20 protein-coding genes are annotated in these 17,401 nt (G+C 49.4%); 15 read left to right on the top strand and 5 right to left on the bottom strand.

What is annotated here, in order from left to right; translation table 11 throughout:
* Positions 1-21: 21 nt before the first annotated feature.
* The 3 genes from HNR75_RS13105 to HNR75_RS13095 are packed head-to-tail and all read left to right on the top strand — an operon-like array spanning position 22 to position 859.
* A complete protein-coding gene (locus HNR75_RS13105; RefSeq protein ID WP_246358938.1) occupies positions 22-171 on the top strand; it encodes a glucuronate isomerase in 150 nt (49 codons plus the stop codon).
* 41 nt (positions 172-212) lie between these two features.
* A complete protein-coding gene (locus tag HNR75_RS13100) occupies positions 213-599 on the top strand; it encodes a DUF423 domain-containing protein (RefSeq protein WP_188027433.1) in 387 nt (128 codons plus the stop codon).
* A 50-nt stretch (positions 600-649) separates the two neighbouring features.
* The gene (locus HNR75_RS13095) at positions 650-859 is read left to right on the top strand and encodes an MbcA/ParS/Xre antitoxin family protein (RefSeq protein ID WP_188027432.1); all 210 of its coding nucleotides are present in this window, start codon (positions 650-652) and stop codon (positions 857-859) included.
* A gap of 83 nt (positions 860-942) precedes the next feature.
* On the opposite strand, the gene HNR75_RS13090 is transcribed toward HNR75_RS13095, so the two are convergent.
* The 4 genes from HNR75_RS13090 to HNR75_RS13075 form a co-directional block, all read right to left on the bottom strand.
* Complete coding sequence (locus HNR75_RS13090) at positions 943-1,539, bottom strand: DUF2238 domain-containing protein (protein WP_188027431.1); 597 nt, start codon at positions 1,537-1,539, stop codon at positions 943-945.
* Positions 1,540-1,923: 384 nt separating this feature from the next.
* Entirely contained in the window at positions 1,924-2,379 is a 456-nt protein-coding gene (locus HNR75_RS13085; RefSeq protein WP_188027430.1) for a helix-turn-helix domain-containing protein, read from the bottom strand.
* Positions 2,380-2,409: 30 nt separating this feature from the next.
* A complete protein-coding gene (locus HNR75_RS13080) occupies positions 2,410-2,745 on the bottom strand; it encodes a DUF4258 domain-containing protein (protein WP_188027429.1) in 336 nt (111 codons plus the stop codon).
* A 125-nt stretch (positions 2,746-2,870) separates the two neighbouring features.
* The gene (locus HNR75_RS13075) at positions 2,871-3,758 is read right to left on the bottom strand and encodes a LysR family transcriptional regulator (RefSeq protein WP_188027428.1); all 888 of its coding nucleotides are present in this window, start codon (positions 3,756-3,758) and stop codon (positions 2,871-2,873) included.
* 196 nt (positions 3,759-3,954) lie between these two features.
* Here HNR75_RS13075 and HNR75_RS13070 point away from each other — a divergent pair, with 196 nt between their 5' ends.
* Both HNR75_RS13070 and fghA read left to right on the top strand, forming a co-directional pair.
* The gene (locus HNR75_RS13070; RefSeq protein WP_188027427.1) at positions 3,955-5,079 is read left to right on the top strand and encodes an S-(hydroxymethyl)glutathione dehydrogenase/class III alcohol dehydrogenase; all 1,125 of its coding nucleotides are present in this window, start codon (positions 3,955-3,957) and stop codon (positions 5,077-5,079) included.
* A 9-nt stretch (positions 5,080-5,088) separates the two neighbouring features.
* The gene (fghA, locus tag HNR75_RS13065) at positions 5,089-5,928 is read left to right on the top strand and encodes an S-formylglutathione hydrolase (protein ID WP_343043285.1); all 840 of its coding nucleotides are present in this window, start codon (positions 5,089-5,091) and stop codon (positions 5,926-5,928) included.
* 29 nt (positions 5,929-5,957) lie between these two features.
* Here fghA and HNR75_RS13060 read toward each other — a convergent pair whose 3' ends face one another.
* A complete protein-coding gene (locus tag HNR75_RS13060) occupies positions 5,958-6,785 on the bottom strand; it encodes a DODA-type extradiol aromatic ring-opening family dioxygenase (protein ID WP_188027426.1) in 828 nt (275 codons plus the stop codon).
* A gap of 250 nt (positions 6,786-7,035) precedes the next feature.
* Here HNR75_RS13060 and HNR75_RS13055 point away from each other — a divergent pair, with 250 nt between their 5' ends.
* The 10 genes from HNR75_RS13055 (at position 7,036) to HNR75_RS13010 (ending at position 17,400) form a co-directional block, all read left to right on the top strand.
* Positions 7,036-7,200, top strand: a complete 165-nt coding sequence (locus HNR75_RS13055) for a YhfG family protein (protein WP_188027425.1) — start codon at positions 7,036-7,038, stop codon at positions 7,198-7,200.
* The gene (locus HNR75_RS13050; protein ID WP_188027424.1) at positions 7,197-7,793 is read left to right on the top strand and encodes a Fic/DOC family protein; all 597 of its coding nucleotides are present in this window, start codon (positions 7,197-7,199) and stop codon (positions 7,791-7,793) included. The genes HNR75_RS13055 and HNR75_RS13050 overlap by 4 nt, the downstream gene beginning before the upstream one ends.
* A gap of 11 nt (positions 7,794-7,804) precedes the next feature.
* Positions 7,805-8,080 carry a helix-turn-helix domain-containing protein gene (locus HNR75_RS13045; RefSeq protein ID WP_188027423.1) on the top strand — a complete coding sequence of 92 codons (276 nt, stop codon included), beginning with the start codon at positions 7,805-7,807 and terminating at the stop codon, positions 8,078-8,080.
* A 439-nt stretch (positions 8,081-8,519) separates the two neighbouring features.
* The gene (locus HNR75_RS13040) at positions 8,520-9,659 is read left to right on the top strand and encodes a polysaccharide export protein (RefSeq protein WP_188027422.1); all 1,140 of its coding nucleotides are present in this window, start codon (positions 8,520-8,522) and stop codon (positions 9,657-9,659) included.
* A gap of 2 nt (positions 9,660-9,661) precedes the next feature.
* Positions 9,662-10,099 (top strand): arsenate reductase/protein-tyrosine-phosphatase family protein, encoded by a 438-nt coding sequence (locus tag HNR75_RS13035; protein ID WP_223157910.1) that lies wholly within the window; start codon positions 9,662-9,664, stop codon positions 10,097-10,099.
* A 12-nt stretch (positions 10,100-10,111) separates the two neighbouring features.
* Entirely contained in the window at positions 10,112-12,274 is a 2,163-nt protein-coding gene (locus HNR75_RS13030; protein ID WP_188027421.1) for a polysaccharide biosynthesis tyrosine autokinase, read from the top strand.
* A 20-nt stretch (positions 12,275-12,294) separates the two neighbouring features.
* Positions 12,295-13,287: a sugar transferase gene (locus HNR75_RS13025; protein WP_188027420.1), complete on the top strand. Its 993-nt coding sequence runs from the start codon at positions 12,295-12,297 to the stop codon at positions 13,285-13,287.
* Positions 13,288-13,439: 152 nt separating this feature from the next.
* Positions 13,440-14,894 (top strand): MATE family efflux transporter, encoded by a 1,455-nt coding sequence (locus HNR75_RS13020; RefSeq protein ID WP_223157909.1) that lies wholly within the window; start codon positions 13,440-13,442, stop codon positions 14,892-14,894.
* 32 nt (positions 14,895-14,926) lie between these two features.
* Positions 14,927-16,285: a Coenzyme F420 hydrogenase/dehydrogenase, beta subunit C-terminal domain gene (locus tag HNR75_RS13015; RefSeq protein ID WP_188027418.1), complete on the top strand. Its 1,359-nt coding sequence runs from the start codon at positions 14,927-14,929 to the stop codon at positions 16,283-16,285.
* Positions 16,282-17,400 carry a polysaccharide pyruvyl transferase family protein gene (locus HNR75_RS13010; RefSeq protein WP_188027417.1) on the top strand — a complete coding sequence of 373 codons (1,119 nt, stop codon included), beginning with the start codon at positions 16,282-16,284 and terminating at the stop codon, positions 17,398-17,400. The genes HNR75_RS13015 and HNR75_RS13010 overlap by 4 nt, the downstream gene beginning before the upstream one ends.
* Position 17,401 lies beyond the last annotated feature (1 nt).

The following is a 17,401-nucleotide window of genomic DNA, read 5'->3' as shown; positions in this document are numbered from 1 at the left end:
CCCCGACATCAAGATAACGAAATGCTCGGCACCATGATTGGCCGCTGGGCAGAAAACGGCGAAGTACCGAACGATATGGGCTTACTTGGCGAAATGGTGAAGAACATCTGTTTCAATAATGCCAAAACCTATTTTCGTCTGCCGGGCAGGTTTTATTCGCCGGCTTGCTGACGTTTGATACAGCGCCGCAACTGACAAAACAGGACTAATTCATGAATCATCGCTGGATCATATTATGGGGCGCGGCCTTGGGCGCCAGTGCCGTTACCGCCGGTGCCTTTGGTGCGCACGGCCTGAAAAACCTGCTGCCACCGGCTTCGCTGGAAGCCTGGGAAATTGCGGTACGCTATCAGCTGATCCACGCCATGACGCTGCTGATCCTGTTCGCACTGGCGCAATTGCTGGACAGCCGGCTGATCCCCCGGGCGGCGCAACTGATGACGGTCGGCACCCTCTGCTTCAGTGGCAGTCTCTATCTGCTGGCCCTGACCGGCAATAAATGGTTGGGCCCCGTTACACCGCTGGGCGGTTCCCTGCTGATCGCCGGCTGGCTGACGCTGTTTTATGCCGGTTTAAAAACAAAAACGGGCGCCGTTTAAACTATACTCACAGTATGAGGGGCGGTATCGGTCACGGAACGGAGGCGCTGATGAAATCACTAGAACTGCGTAACTACAACAAGGCTCTGCAGGCAGCTACCGACTATTTCGAAGGCGATATGGAAACCGCCGAACTGTGGCTGAAAGAACCGGCCGGTTCACTCGGTGGCAAATGCCCGGTTGAAATGCTGTCGACAGAAGAGGGACTACATACCGTGCTGGATGTGATCAGCCGTATGGACGACAACTCATTTCAGTGAGTGGAGCTAAACTGATTTTCCCTGCTTCATCTTAATAAAAAGCCCTGCCGGCCCGGAAACTGGCAGGGCTTTGTTGTTGCGGCCTATTTGAATTGAGCCAGTTGCCGGTCGTGATAACGGCTCAGCGTCAGTAGCGCCGTGACCGCGCCAATCAGGGCATAAAACATATCCGACTGTGTATCCCACTCATAACCCTGCGTGCCAAGAAAGGCTTCCGCCCCTTCGCCGGTGGCAATCGCCACGCCCCATTCCAGTAATTCATACACGGCACTGATCGCCAGACAGGTACAGACGCAGAAAAAATGCTGCCAGCGCCGGCCGCGGATGATCTGCTTGCGGATCACTAGCTCGCGGGCAACCAGTGCCGGCACAAAGCCCTGCGCCAGATGGCCGAGCTTATCGTAATTATTGCGGGTGGCGCCGAACCACTCCTTGAACCAGTCAAACAGAGGTACCTCGGCGTAAGTGTAATGACCACCCACCATCAGGATGATGGCGTGCAGCAGGATCAGCTGATACAGCAAGGGCGTCAGCGGAAAGGAATGGCGGGTTTTCGCCAGCACCACCAGCGCAATCAGCGCCGGAAACACCTCCAGAAACCAGGTAAACAGATCTTTCGGCTCAATCACCGACCAGAGCAGCACCGCAAAGAAAATCACCAGCCACAAATTCCGCATCATGACGGCAGCCTCATCAGAACAGGCGGATACTGTCAGTATAATGACTCCGGCCGGATTTGATTGAGTAAGTGGTTATTTCTCTTCACCAAAGTGAAAGAATCTATTTAAATATCTATTAAAGTATCTATTAGTCTATATATGACCCGGGTTGTGAATACGCGAGATAATTTTATTAAAATCAAAGATATACAGATTATAGAGCCTCTTGGTCAGGGCGAAATTATCGTAAGTATCTATTTATCTGCAAAACAATCTTCCATCATTTCTGAGAACCGTCAGTGCCCACCCAACCCGATTTAAGCGACGCCTTCCGGGCGATTGCAGAGCAGATGCAGGCCCATCTGCGCGGGGAGATCACCCAGAAAATCATGCGAATGGCCTGATTTAAGCCGCGACTTCCCATGCGCCGTGTTCATCAGTGCAAAGATTCATTTCACGGGTCATAACAGCTTCGGCTTCTGCGTTGGCTATTGCTTTCAGGAAGAAGCTGATTTTGCTATCCGAGTTGATGTATTCACAATAAAGATCACGGATAACCGCATCTTCCGACCGTGATGGTTTGCTTTCGTCTTTTTCCCATCGGGCTATCGTTTGTTCAGATAAACCCATTTGTTCACCGATCGCTTTTTGCGACAGGTTCATTGCTTTACGCAAATAGCGCAGCTCTTCACCTGTCAGAGGCCGTTGCAAATTAATAACGTTTTTAGCAATGGCGATTTCCAGCGCTGCACGATTGTTGATGCTGACACATTCACCATATTCTTCATCGTTAATGATCGTAAACCCGTTTAACAGGTAGACGTTACTTAATCCACATTCTTTGTATTGATACTTTTTCATATGATACCCCCTGTATTACAGGTTTTCCCCTCAGTGGGGTATTTTCACTGTCATTACGAAGGCATGCGGATCTGATTCAACCCGCCGTAATGCAACCGTTACGTCGATTACTGTGCCTGCTGACCACCCTGTAATGTTTAATTTCCAGTCTCCCCGAGGGGTTTGACTGGTATTTTCGCTAACGTAACTGCTGGGACTCAACAGCACATTTCTTATTTGTGATTCTGTAATGCCGCGTTCGTTCATTCGGTCTATGGCGTGACGGGTCATGAAAAATCGCGAATCATCATTACTCAGTATTTCTTTAATGATCTGTCTTGCAGCTTTATTACTTAGAGGAAACTCTGTAAAAGTCGAAATATGCATTTCTTTCGCCTTATGGAAATTTGTTCTGAGAATGCTAATCCGATCATGTCGTGGCCTCTTCGAAACAAAATTCAAATACCTCTCAAGTATATGGCATAAGTATCAACCTATCAACTTGATAGGTTCTATTCTGTCGCCGGCGGCGTCCCCAGCCGTTCGATCAGAAAATCGACCAGCAGTTTCACTTTCGGCGACAGATGGCGGTTATGCGGATACACCGCCCAGATACCGTCGTCCGGCAGGCGGAACTCCTCCAGCAGACTGACCAGCAATCCCTTGTTCAGCTCTTCCTGCACGTAATAATCGGGAAGCTGCACAATGCCTAAGCCCTTCAGCGCGGCATCCTTGGCGATCAGACCGGAATTGCAGCTCCACGACGCGCCGGTGCGGATATTGCGCAGCCGGCCATTCTCGATAAAACGCCAGTGATCCAGGATCGCGTTCAGGCAGCGGTGTTTCGCCAGATCGGCCAGCGTCAGCGGCGTGCCATGCGCCGCGAGATACGCCGGCGAGGCACACACATACTGGGTGCGGGACACCAGCTTGCGGCACATCATGGTGGAAGAGTCGAGCGTCCCCAGACGGATGGCCAGATCATAGCCTTCCTCCACCAGATCGACGGTACGGTTGGTCAGGTTCAGTTCCAGATCAATCTTTGGATAGCGCAGCAGAAAATCATTCACCAGCGGCGCGACAAAATACTCGCCGTAATAGACCGGCGCCGTCATGCGCAGCTTGCCGATCTGCTTACCTTCCATCTCGATCACGGCACGCTCCGCTTCCAGCAGTTCGTCCATCACCTTGCGCGCATAGTGGTAATAAACCTCGCCCACTTCCGTCAGCCGGATCTGGCGGGTCGTGCGGTACAGCAGCTTGGCCCCGAGCCGGTTTTCCAGCTGATTCACATGCCGGCTGATATGCGCCACCGAAACATCCATCCGTTTGGCCGCCGCGGTGAAACTCTCGGTTTCAACCACATACACAAACTCAAATACGCCATCCCTGATCGACATTATTACACCACAGTAAAAAGCATTTGCCGGATTGACTCATTATCACCGGTAAAGAACTGAATACAATGGTCTTAACCTGATTGTGAGAGAGCAGGTTAGAGAGCGATTACAGCACATCCTGACTGTAATCGTTCTTTCTCGTCCTGAAACAGCATTCTGTTTACCCCCTAATCCGAATCAGACTTAGGAATAAGCCATGACTATGATCAAAACCCGCGCTGCGGTCGCCTGGGAAGCCGGCAAACCCCTGTCAATTGAAGAAGTGGATCTGATGCCGCCACAAAAAGGTGAAGTGCTGGTCCGTATCGTGGCCACCGGTGTCTGTCATACCGACGCCTACACCCTGTCCGGTGCCGATCCGGAAGGCGTATTCCCGGCCATTCTCGGCCATGAAGGAGCCGGTATTGTCGAAGCGGTCGGCGAGGGTGTCACCAGCGTCGCGGTCGGCGATCACGTGATCCCGCTGTACACTCCGGAATGCGGTCAGTGCAAATTCTGTAAATCCGGCAAAACCAACCTGTGTCAGGCCATTCGCGCCACGCAGGGCAAAGGCCTGATGCCGGACGGTACCACCCGTTTCTTCAAAGACGGCAAGCCGATCTTCCACTACATGGGCACCTCGACCTTCGCCGAACACACCGTCGTGCCGGAAATCGCGCTGGCGAAAATCAGTAAAGACGCGCCGCTGGAAAAGGTCTGCCTGCTGGGCTGCGGCGTCACCACCGGCATGGGTGCGGTACAAAACACCGCCAAAGTACAACCGGGCGACACCGTCGCGGTGTTCGGTCTGGGCGGCATCGGGCTGTCTGTCATCATCGGTGCGGTGATGGCCAAAGCCAGCCGCATCATCGCGATCGACATCAACGAAGACAAATTTGATATCGCGAAGAAACTGGGTGCGACCGATGTGGTCAACCCGAAGAACTTCGACAAGCCAATCCAGGACGTGATTGTGGAAATGACCGATGGCGGTGTCGACTTCTCGTTTGAATGTATCGGCAACGTCAAGGTAATGCGTTCCGCGCTGGAATGCTGCCACAAAGGCTGGGGCGAATCGGTGATCATCGGTGTCGCGGCGGCAGGGCAGGAGATCTCCACCCGTCCGTTCCAGCTGGTCACCGGCCGGGTCTGGAAAGGCAGCGCCTTCGGTGGCGTCAAAGGCCGCTCACAACTGCCGGGGATCGTCGAGCGCTACCTGAACGGCGAGTTCGAGCTGGATACCTTCATCACCCACACCATGGGGCTGGACGACATCAACCAGGCGTTCGATCTGATGCACGAAGGCAAATCCATCCGCACTGTGATTCGGTTTGATAAATAAGGAGCGTTGATGAGCGCGCTGACATTAGTACAGGAACAGAAATGTTTTGGCGGACGACAAGTCCGCTTTAAACATGCCTCCGCCGTGCTGAGCTGTGACATGCAGTTCTCGGTGTTCCTGCCACCGCAAGCGGCTGAAGGAAAAGTCCCGGCGCTGTACTGGCTCTCCGGCTTGACCTGCAGCGATGAAAACTTTGCCACCAAAGCCGGCGCACAGCGCGTGGCGGCGGAACTCGGCATCGCGCTGATCATCCCCGATACCAGCCCTCGCGGCGAAGCGGTTGCGGATGACGCGGCGTATGATCTGGGGCAGGGCGCCGGTTTTTATGTCAACGCCACGCAGGTGCCGTGGGCCACGCATTACCGGATGTACGACTACATCCTGACCGAACTGCCAACCCTACTGGAAGCGCAACTGCCGTTATCGGACAAACGTGCGATCAGCGGCCACTCGATGGGTGGCCACGGCGCACTGGTGCTGGCGCTGCGCAATCCGGCGCGGTTTACCTCGGTGTCGGCCTTTGCGCCGATTGCCAATCCGGTAAATTGTCCGTGGGGGCAGAAAGCCTTTACCGCCTATCTGGGGGAAGACCGGACGCGGTGGGAAGAGTTCGATGCCAGCCTGCTGCTGGCCCGCCGGGGCAGTCCGCTGCCGCTGCTGGTGGATCAGGGCGACGCCGACAACTTTCTGGCCGAACAGCTGAAACCGCAGACCCTGTATACCGCCGGCATGCAGGCAAGCGCCAACCTGCTGCTGCGCATGCAGCCGGGTTACGACCACAGCTACTACTTCATCGCCAGCTTCATCGAAGAACACCTGCGCTTTCACGCCGGTTATCTGCAGGATTAACAGGAAGGGCTTCAGTAAGAAGCCCTTTTTTAACTCAGATTCCCATTTTCCGCCAGCACATCGCCCCCCGACCCAAAAGCAAAAATATCCATCGCCAGCGTACCGAGCGCGACATCCTTATGCAGACGCCGCACCTCGGTGTTATCCGCCGCACCCAGTGCCACAAACAGCGGCAGCAGATGCTCATCGGTCGGATGGGCCCGGCGGGCATGCGGTGCCAGCCTGCGGTAATCATTCAGCGCGTCGATATCATGTGTCTCAATCTTGTCGATCACCCAGTCACGGAACTGATCGACATACGGATCACCGGCCTGCGGTAACTCTTCCGGGCTATCCCAGTGCAGCTCACCCAGATTATGGGTAAAACTGCCGGACGCCAGGATCAGCACACCTTCCTCGCTCAAACCGCGCAGCAGTTGCCCCAGCGCAAACTGCAGCTTCGGCGGCACCGACGGATTCAGCGACAACTGCACCACCGGCACATTCGCCTCCGGATAAAGATACCGCAGCGGCACCCAGGCACCATGATCCAGCCCGCGCTCTGCGTCCAGCCGCGCATCAAGCCCCACCTTTTGCAGCAGCGCCTGCACCTGCTCAGCCAGTGCCGGTGAACCGGGGGCCGGATACTGCAGCGCATACAGTGCCCGCGGGAAACCACCGAAGTCATGAATGGTTTTCGGTGACGTACCGCTGGTCAGCGTCGGCTGCTGCGTCAGCCAGTGCGCCGAAATCACCAGAACAGCCTTTGGCTTCGGCAACTGTTGTCCGATCCGGGTCAATACCGGCCCGGTGGTGCCCGGCTCCAGCGCCAGCATCGGCGAACCGTGCGAAATAAAGAGAGTAGGTAAGCGGCTCATGGCTGTCTCCTGCGTCATACCACTAACAATGCTGACAGCTTATGCCTTTCTCTGTTGCTGAAATACTATCTAATTGGCAAATGACTGTTGCTGATTTTGCAAAATAACTGATTTGATGTCAGTCGCCGGTACTGGCTCGAATTGAGATTCCGGGATAATCCCGAGGTTCGCCTGATCCTCTCCTGCGTAGTAGTCAGCATCTGTGTGCATGATTTATAATCAAACGAAGAGACCTTTTTAGGTATAGACTATGAAAAAACAATCATTTCAAGAAAAACAAGCGTTTGCAGCAAAAAGTCGTGCGCGGAACTATGCTGCCAGCCTTCGCCTCGAAGGTCTGAAGCCGGCTTCTTCTGAACTATCCATGACAAAAGAAAGCATTCTCAATAAGTATCGATCTCAAGTGTCACAATGAGTAGAGACAAGTACGGCATCGGCCAGGATTCATACTGTTATCCAAATTCAGACATCCTTATCAATTCTCTGAATATTCATGATGAGACTTTACTCGAAGATGCTGAACGAGAGATTTCATCATTGTGTGCCAATCAAATTGAATTTGCTCTTCCCCCTTATGATCTGAACTATTTTTGCGCGATCCACAAAGCTCTTTTCGGTGATTTATATCCATGGGCAGGAGAATTACGTCAAATAGACATTTCAAAAGGCAACACTCGATTTTGTTCATGTCAGCGCATTGAAATTGAAGCTCAAAAGCTGTTTTCAACCATTGATTATGGCAATACGTTAGTTGAACTCAGTCGTGATGATTTAGTTATTACTATTGCGGAACTTTATGCTGATCTGAATGTGGTTCATCCATTCCGTGAAGGTAATGGTAGAGCACAACGTATTCTATTTGAACACATGATCATCAACTGTGGTTTTGAGATTGATTGGTCAATTATTGAACCTAGGGAATGGCTAGAGGCCAATATTAAAGGATACTACTGTGATTATTCTTTGATGCGTTCTATCTTTGAAAAGTGTATTGGTTCAGCGTTTTGACAGAACAAAATATGAGTGACTTACAAAAATATATTTCCAAACGAAAACAAGCTGATGCCGGATTTGCTGAAAATTATGATGAAGGCTATGCCGTTTTCAAATTTGGCGCACTCCTTAAAGAAGCGCGCATAGATGCGGGTCTTACTCAGGATGATTTGGCCCATAAGCTGAATACGCAAAAAAGTGCCATTTCACGTATTGAAAATCATTCGGATGATGTAAAACTCTCCACACTTGAACGCTTTGCTTCCGCTCTTGGCAAAAAACTTGAGATCCGTCTGGTTTAATCATTTGTTTCTGCGCATGGCATTCATGTGCAGAAATAACCCCCCACCCCCCCCATTCTGTCAATTTCTGTAAAACTGCTTTACAGAAATAGCGTTTTTTGAGCCAAATCTCATCCTTGATGTGATCGGCGTCATAGATTACCCTGTACTTCAATTGAATGCAGGGATCGCACGTCACATTTTGGAAGGAATCATTCCGCTCCTGCCTCCCGCATTAAAATTTTTCAGTGTCGCAAAGCCGGCAGCTGAAAAAAACGATTTAAATCAAACAACTGGAAGAAATATCAGCGCAGTGGCTGCTGTAAGCCATTGGCGGTAGCCATATCTGATGCCGGGTGAGCCTGCCGGCAGCACAGAAAGGCACAATCAATAACCAGTTCATCATCTGTACAAAAAACATCCATTCGAATCAAAAACAACAAAAAATCACGCAGGATATATGAACAAAAAACTGCTTCTTTCCATGCTGGCAACCACCCTGTTGCTGAGTGGTTGCACCATCATTCCGGGGACTCACCTGTCCGTCAGTGGTAAAAATCAGATTGTTGATAAAGACGACTCAGCCACCGACATCGACAAACTGGTGGATGTCTACCCGATGACCCCCCGCCTGATCGAAAAATTACGTCCTGCTGCCCCGCAAGCCCGCGTCAATCCGGCACTGGAAACCGCCGTGCAAGGCTATGAATACCGCGTCGGCGTCGGTGATGTGCTGAATATCACCGTGTGGGATCACCCCGAGTTAACCATTCCGGCCGGTTCCTACCGCAGTGCCAGCGATGCCGGTAACTGGGTACACAGCGACGGCAAAATCTTCTACCCCTATATCGGCCGGGTCAAAGTCACCGGCAAAACCGTCACCGAAATCCGTGATGACGTCGCCAATCGTCTGGCGGAATATGTCGAAAGCCCGCAGGTCGATGTCAGCGTTGCCGCCTTCCGCTCGCAGAAAGTCTATGTTACCGGCGAAGTCGGCAAACAGGGCGAACTGGCGATCACCAACGTACCGCTCACTTTGCTGGATGCCATCAATCAGGCCGGCGGGCTCTCTGCCGATGCCGACTGGCGCAACGTGGTGCTGACCCGCAAGGGCAAGGAAAGCACGCTGTCGCTGCAGGATCTGATGCAATACGGCGATCTCAGCCAGAACAACCTGCTGGCACCCGGCGACATCATCCATGTGCCGCGTAACGACGCGCTGAAGGTGTTTGTCATGGGCGAAGTGGCCAAACAGAGCACCCTGAAGATGGATCGTACCGGCATGACGCTGACCGAAGCGCTGGGGCAGGCTGGTGGTATGGATCAGCTGGTCTCTGATGCGACCGGCGTGTTCGTGATCCGCGCCAACCACGATAAAGCCGCGAAAAACAGCAAATTAGCCAGCATCTATCAGCTGAACGTCAAAGATGCGACCGCGCTGGTGCTGGGCACCGAATTTCAGCTGCAGCCATATGATGTGGTCTATGTCACCGCCGCACCAATTTCCCGCTGGAACCGCGTGATTGCCCAGCTGGTGCCGACCATCAGTGGCTTCAATGACTTAAGCGAAGGCGCTCTCCGGATCAAGAACTGGCCATAATCATGATGCGTTTTGATTCCGTACTGATTGTCTGTGTCGGCAATATCTGCCGTTCACCCACCGCCGAACGCCTGCTGCAGCAGGCGTTGCCGCATAAAACCATTTCCTCTGCCGGCATTGCCGCTCTGGCAGGGCAGAGCGCCGATGCGACCGCAGAAGCCATCGCCCGGCAGCACGGCGTGGCGCTTGACGGGCATATCGCGCAGCAGCTCACCCGCACGCTCTGCCAGCAGCATGACCTTATTCTGGTCATGGAACAAAAGCATATTGACGCTGTCACGCGCCTTGCGCCGGAAGTCCGCGGTAAAACCATGCTCTACGGGCACTGGCTGAAACGCGATATCCCCGATCCTTACCGGCAGAGTCGTGAAGCATTTGAATTTACATACGATCTGATAGCCGAGGCTACGCAGGCCTGGGCACAACGTCTGAACAAATAAACAGGGAACAGAATGGCTACAACAACCCCCCCGCAGCCGCAGAACCGTAACACGGCCGAGGTCATCGATCTGGGTCGTCTGCTGGGCCTGCTGCTGGATAACAAATGGCTGATCACCGGCATCACCGGTTTCTTCGCACTGGCCGGCGTGATCTATGCGCTGTGTGCCACTCCAATCTATCAGGCCGATGCGTTGGTGCAGGTAGAACAGAAAAAAGGCGGCGTGCCCGGTCTGTCGGAAGTCAGCGATATGCTGGGCAGTGGCAGCGACTCTGAAGCCGCTACCGAAATCGAACTGATCAAGTCCCGTATGATCATCGGTCAGACGGTCGATGAGCTGAATCTGGATGTGCAGATCGCGCCTGATTTTCCGTATGGCGCCGGCAAAGGGCTGGCGGCACGTCTGGGCTGGCAGGCCGGCACACTGCGGGTGGGCCGTTTTCAGGTACCAGCCGCCTATGAAGGGCAGACTTTTGCACTGCAACTGCAGGATAACGGCGCTTATCAGTTAAGCCTCGATGGCACCGACCTACTGCAGGGCAAGGCCGGGGAACTGGCACAGAGCAAGGATGGCATCAGCCTGCTGGTGTCCGATCTGAAAGGCGAGGCCGGTCAGCGCTTTACCCTGACCAAACTGCCGGCGTTACAGGTCATTAATGATCTGCAACAAGACCTGCTGGTCAGCGAGAAAGGCAAGAAAACCGGCATGCTGGCCATGAGCCTGAACGGCGATGATCGCGACGCGATCCGTACCGTGCTGGAAAGTGTCGCCCGCAACTATGTGCTGAAAAACATCGAACGTAATGCTGCGGAAGCGGAAAAGAGCCTGCAGTTCCTGCAATCCCATCTGCCGGATGTCCGCAGTTCGCTGGAAGCGTCCGAGCAGAAGCTGAACAGCTACCGCCAGAAGAACGAATCGGTCGATCTCAACCTCGAAGCGAAAGCAGCGCTGGATACCATGGTAGCGCTGGAAACCCAGCTGAACGAGCTGACCTTTAAAGAATCCGACATTGCCCAGCAGTTCACCAAATCGCACCCGGCCTATATCTCGCTGCTGGAAAAACGCCACACGCTGCTGAAAGAAAAAGAACGTATCAACCAGCAGGTACAGAAACTGCCGAAAGTGCAGCAGGACGTGTTACGCCTGACGCGTGACGTGCAGGTCGGTCAGGAGATCTATCTGCAACTGCTGAACAAGGTGCAGGAGCTGAACATCCTCAAGGCCGGCACCGTCGGTAACGTGCGTATCATCGATCATGCCGCGGTAAAAATTCAGCCGGTGAAACCGAAAAAATCGCTGCTGGTGGTGATCGCCACCCTGCTTGGCGGCATGCTGTCAGTGGCACTGGTGCTGATCCGCGCCGCGTTTAACCGGGGGGTGGAAGGGCCGGACGAGCTGGAAAAACTGGGCGTCAACGTCTATGCCTCGGTGCCGTTATCGGCCTGGCAGGCAGAGCAGACCAAAAAGCAGCAGAAAGGTAAAAAACTGACCCTGCTGGCACAGCATAACCCGGCCGATCTCTCCATTGAGGCGCTGCGTAACCTGCGCACCAGCCTGCATTTCGCGATGATGGAGGCCCGCAACAACGTGCTGATGATCACCGGCCCGAGCCCAGCCATCGGTAAAACCTTTATCACCGGCAACCTGGCCTCGGTGATCGCCCATGGCGGGCAGAAAGTGCTGCTGATCGATGCCGATATGCGCAAAGGCCATCTGCACCACTACTCCGGCACGACCGGTAAAACCGGGCTCTCCGATTACCTCTGCGGCCAGCAAGAGCTGCAGCAGATCATCGTCTCCGGCGAACAGCCGGGGCTGGATTTTATCGCCCGTGGTCAGGTGCCGCCGAACCCGAGCGAGCTGCTGATGCACCCGCGCTTTGCCGCGCTGCTGGAATGGGCCAGCCAGCACTACGATCTGGTGCTGGTGGATACGCCGCCACTGCTGGCCGTCACCGATGCCGCGATTGTCGGCCGTCTGGCGGGCACCACCCTGCTGGTGGCCCGTTTTGGCGTCACTGCCGCGAAAGAAATTGAAATCACCCAACGCCGGCTGGAACAAAACGGCATTGAGGTGAAAGGCGCGATCCTGAACGCGATGGAAAAACGCGCAGCCGGCTATTACGGCGGCAGTTACGGTTATTACCAATACAGCTATCAGAGCGCAAAAAACTAAAAACAATAAGGGATTAAGTTATGACAAATGCAACGAACACACGAGCCATGTTGGAAACTGGTAAGTTCAAGCTCTCGCAAAACCGTGAGCAAGCGGATTGCGTAGCCATGACCGATACAGATGCAGAAATTTTTGTTTATTGTGCAGAAGAGGATGAAGAACGCCTGCATAAAGTATTGCAGGCGAATGGCATCAGTTATCAGCTGAATAACTATGACATCCGCGCACAGCGCCGGAGAATTATTTGTCATTACAAAAACTGGACCATGGAACCACAGGCCAAAAAGTTTTTAATTAAAATGACGGAAAAAGGTGCCTGGGTTGAGCCGTTGATCAGCTATCTGGACCGCCGCCTGGGGTTAACCGAAGTCGATTTGCTGCATAGTGGCTATTTCTTGCATCAAAAAGCATTTTCTATTCTGACGCACCGCAAAAACCGTATTCTCAAGCGAATGCTGGATCTGCTGTTCGTTTTTATGCTCTCTCTGGTGGCAATTCCTGTTGGCCTGATAACCGCATTGCTTATCAAGCTGGAATCACCGGGTCCGGTATTTTTCCGCCAGCAGCGTACCGGTCTGTATAACCGTGAATTTGATGTTATCAAATTTCGTTCCATGCGTTCTGATGCGGAAAAGCACGGCGCGCAGTGGGCCAGCAAGAATGACAGCCGGGTAACTAAAGTGGGTAAATTTATCCGTAAAACCCGTATTGACGAGCTACCTCAGCTAATCAATGTGCTGAAAGGCGAAATGTCGATGGTGGGGCCACGCCCGGAACGGGAGGTATTCATTGATGAGCTGGAAAAAACGATTCCTTATTACCGTTTCCGCCATGCAGTGAAACCCGGCATTACCGGCCTGGCTCAGGTGAAATATGCCTATGGTGCTTCGATAGAAGATGCGGTGTGGAAGCACAAATATGATATTTATTATATCAAACACCAGAGTTTCAGAATGGATGTGAAGATTCTGGGGCTGACGGTGAAGACAGTATTGTTTGGGATGGGTAGATAAAAATATAACTTTAATTGTCATGTTTTTATTAAAGTCCGAAAAAACATCAAGCAGCCATTTTATAAATATTAATAAAGATTAATACATAAATAATGTCAAATAATACAAATAACAAGAGAATAGTTAAAAACGCATTGTTTCTATATTTCAGAATGCTGCTGACATTAGGTGTTACACTTTATACATCAAGGGTGGTGATTAATGCATTGGGTGTTGAAGATTATGGCCTTTATAACGTAGTTGGAGGCGTGGTGACACTGTTCTCATTTCTTAGTGGCGCCATGTCATCTGCTACACAAAGGTTCTTTTCTTTTGAAATTGGCAGGAACGATGTTCCTGGCTTACATAACGTATTCAAGATGAGCTTCAATATATATGTGCTCATTGTAGTTGTTGTCATTATTTTTTCTGAAACGCTTGGATTATGGTTTTTGAACAGTCAGCTGGCCATTTCACCGGAAAGGATTGATGCTGCAAATTGGGTATATCAATGTGCCATCTTTTCTTTTTGCTGCACAATTATGGGTGTGCCATATAATGCCTGTATTATTGCATATGAAAAAATGAGAGCATTTGCCTACATCAGTATCGTGGATGTATTTTTGAAGCTTGGTATTGTTTTCTTACTGGAAATGGACTGGGACGACAGGTTAGAAATTTATGCGATATTGACTGCATTAGTAAGCTTTATCATATGGTGTTGCTACTACTTATATGCTCGCAGAAATTTTGCAGTGTCCAGATACCAGCTTTTCTGGAACACGGAAATGTTCAAAACTTTGTTCAGCTATACAGGCTGGAATCTGTTCGGTAATCTTGCTGCAGTTATGTCTAATCAAGGCGTGAACATTCTTCTGAATATTTTCTTTGGCTCGACGGTCAATGCAGCTAGGGCTATTGCATTTCAGGTCAATAGTGCAATCGTAGGTTTTGTCAGTAGTCTGCAGATGTCGATTAACCCCCAAATAATAAAATCCTATGCTGCAAACGATCATAAATATATGCAGCAATTAGTGTTTGCGGGAGCGAGGTATTCTTTCTTTCTGCTCTATTTGATATCAATACCAATTTTGCTTCAGACAGACTTTATTTTGAAGATCTGGTTGAAAACTATCCCTGATTATTCCGTTTCTTTTTGTCGGTTAGTAGTGATAGATGCTTTAATCATGACCATGTCTGGTACTTTAATGACGGCTTTTCAGGCAACGGGAAGGATAAAAATATATCAAGTCGTTGTCGGTGTGGTTATATTGTGTAATCTACCTATATCGTACTTTTTTTTAAGTGTCGGATTTGATGCAAATATTACTTTTTTGGTAAGTATATTTATATCTTTGTTGGCTTTTATATTGCGTGTCCTACTATTGAGTAGATTGCTATCAAACATAGTGGTGAATTTTTATTCTTTGATTGCGAAAGTGTTTTCCTTTCTTATTTTTTCGCTTTCTATATCTTTGCTGATGCCTGAACTTAATAAAAGTAAAATGTTGAATTTTTTGTTTTCAAGTGCTTTGTATTGGTTTGTGGCTTTTATGTTTATATGGTTAGTGGGAATAACAAGTGAAGAAAGAAAATTCATAAAGTCAAAATTGATAACCATTTTCTAACCTCTGAGTAAATATCGAATCTGGTGGGAACTATGAGTTGTAGCAGAATGATCGAGTCTGTAGTAAATAACGGATTATGTATTGGTTGTGGTTTGTGTGTTACACAGTGCTCGAGTAACGCCATTAAAATGAAAGTTAATAAAAATGGTTTTTACGTGGCTAGTGTAGATAATCGTTGCACTTGTGGTGGAAAGTGCATATCAGTCTGTCCTTTCAATCCTGAACCATCAGCATCGCTTAGAACTGAACATGAGATTTCAGCTATATTTTTGAATGAGGCTCCAAACTTCAATAAAAAAATTGGACGCTACATTAGTACTTATGCTGGATATTCAATAAAGAATAGATTGTCATCATCATCAGGTGGTATTGCGACATATATATTATCGGAGTTATTGGCTAGAGGTGAGATTCAACATGTAATCTCGGTTAAAGGTTCTGATACACACTATGAGTATGCAATTAGCAACAATATTGAAGAACTACAAACCACCGCAAAGACCAAATATTATCCAGTTACACTGAATTCTGTCTTTGATAAGTTGCAAGAATTGGACGGAAACGTGGCGATAGTCGGTGTTGCATGCTTTATCAAGGCAATCCGTTTGGCACAAGCTAATGATCTAAAACTAAAACAAAAAATAAAATTTTTGGTCGGTATCATATGTGGTGGGATCAAGAGTTCCTTTTTTGCTGAATATTTGGCTAGTAAAGTGGGTGTTGATGTCGATGAATATAGCGAACCGGAATTTAGGATAAAAGATATAAACAGTACTGCCAGTGATTACTCTTTTGGCTGTTTGGATAAATTCAAAAACCAGAAAACCATAAAAATGAGAACAGTAGGTGATATGTGGGGAACTGGATTATTCAAAGCAAATGCCTGCGATTATTGTGATGATGTGACAGCTGAGTTGGCTGATGTTTCTTTGGGTGATGCTTGGCTCGAACCATTCTCGAATGATGGAAGAGGCACAAATGTTATAGTGACACGCTCGTTATTAGCCGAAAAAATAATACAAGATGGTATTGAAAAAGATGACTTGAATATTGAAAAATTGTCAGAGGATCGTTTTATCGTATCTCAGCAAGGTAGTTTTAATCATCGTCATGATGGCTTGGGCTTCAGAATCGAGCGTAGCAAAAAAAAAGGCATTCCGATCCCACCAAAACGTTTTACTGATATTAAAATATCTCCTTTAATTAAAATCATCCAGATTATGCGGATGAGAACACGTTATAAAAGCCTCGAAGTATGGGGGGAAACTAGGAATGCAGTCTCATTCGATAATAAAATGGAAAGAGATTTGTATTGGCTGAAGGCAGTGACAAAAATAAATCATTATCATCGGGCTGTTATTAAAAGAATTAGAAAGGCTTTTATCAAATGAAAATTGGCATTTTAACACAACCTCTCCACAATAATTATGGTGGCTTGTTACAGGCATATGCCTTGCAGAAGTTTTTGAAAAACCAAGGGCACGATGCCCTGACGGTTGATTTTACGTACAATGGAAAACCACGTTTATGGGGACTGAAAGGAATTGTTATAAACATGATACGCAAGTATCTGTTGCGCAGACCCATCGCTAGTATTCTCCCATTAAGTGATCAGCAGAAACGTGTGATTGCACAACATACGAATCGCTTCAGAGCTGAGCATATCCGCACGACCCAGCCAATCACCTGTCTGGACGAATTTGATTTTGTCAAACAGTATCAATTTGATGCTTTTGTTATTGGTAGTGATCAGGTATGGCGGCCCGCCTATTCGCCTGGAATGCCTGCCTTTTTTCTCGAATTTCTGGGTGATGACAAAACTACCCTTCGTATCGCATATGCTGCTTCATTCGGTATCGATCATTGCGCTGAATTCAGTGAGAATGATCAGGTGCGATATGGCACCTTGTTGAAAAAATTCCATGCAGTCAGTGTACGTGAAGACTCGGCGGTCAAACTTTGCCGGGATCATTTTGGCGTAACAGCTACGCATGTGATTGACCCAACCTTACTGCTGGACAAAGAAGACTATTGTGCACTGATCGAATCGGACAAGATTCCTGCGTCTGCGGGTAACATGATGGTTTATGTACTCGACAAGGCTCCAGAAAAGCAGTTGATTATTGAGCAGGTGGCAAGAGTTCGTGGTTTGAAAACCTATACTGTAATGCCTGATGAGGTTGATGGTGTTTACCCTCCGGTTACTCAATGGTTGCGTGGCTTCATGGATGCTGCGTATGTGGTAACAGATTCGTTCCATGGAGTGGCATTCTCGATAATTTTCAACAAACCATTTATTGCTATTGGTAATCACGATCGCGGGTTAGCTCGCTTTACGTCAATACTTAAGAAATTTGGCTTAGAAAATCGACTGGTCTTTTCAATGGAAGATCTGACTCTTGATAAAATTAACGAAAACATCGATTTTTCAACTATCAATAAAATCAAAAAATCTGAACAAGTGTTTGCTGCACACTTTCTGCATCAAGCATTATTAGGAAAATAAA

It is taken from the genome of Tolumonas osonensis (assembly GCF_014202415.1).
Classification (GTDB): domain Bacteria; phylum Pseudomonadota; class Gammaproteobacteria; order Enterobacterales; family Aeromonadaceae; genus Tolumonas; species Tolumonas osonensis.
The sequence above is the reverse complement of the archived record's forward strand: the minus strand, read 5'-3'. Positions and strand labels throughout refer to the sequence as shown.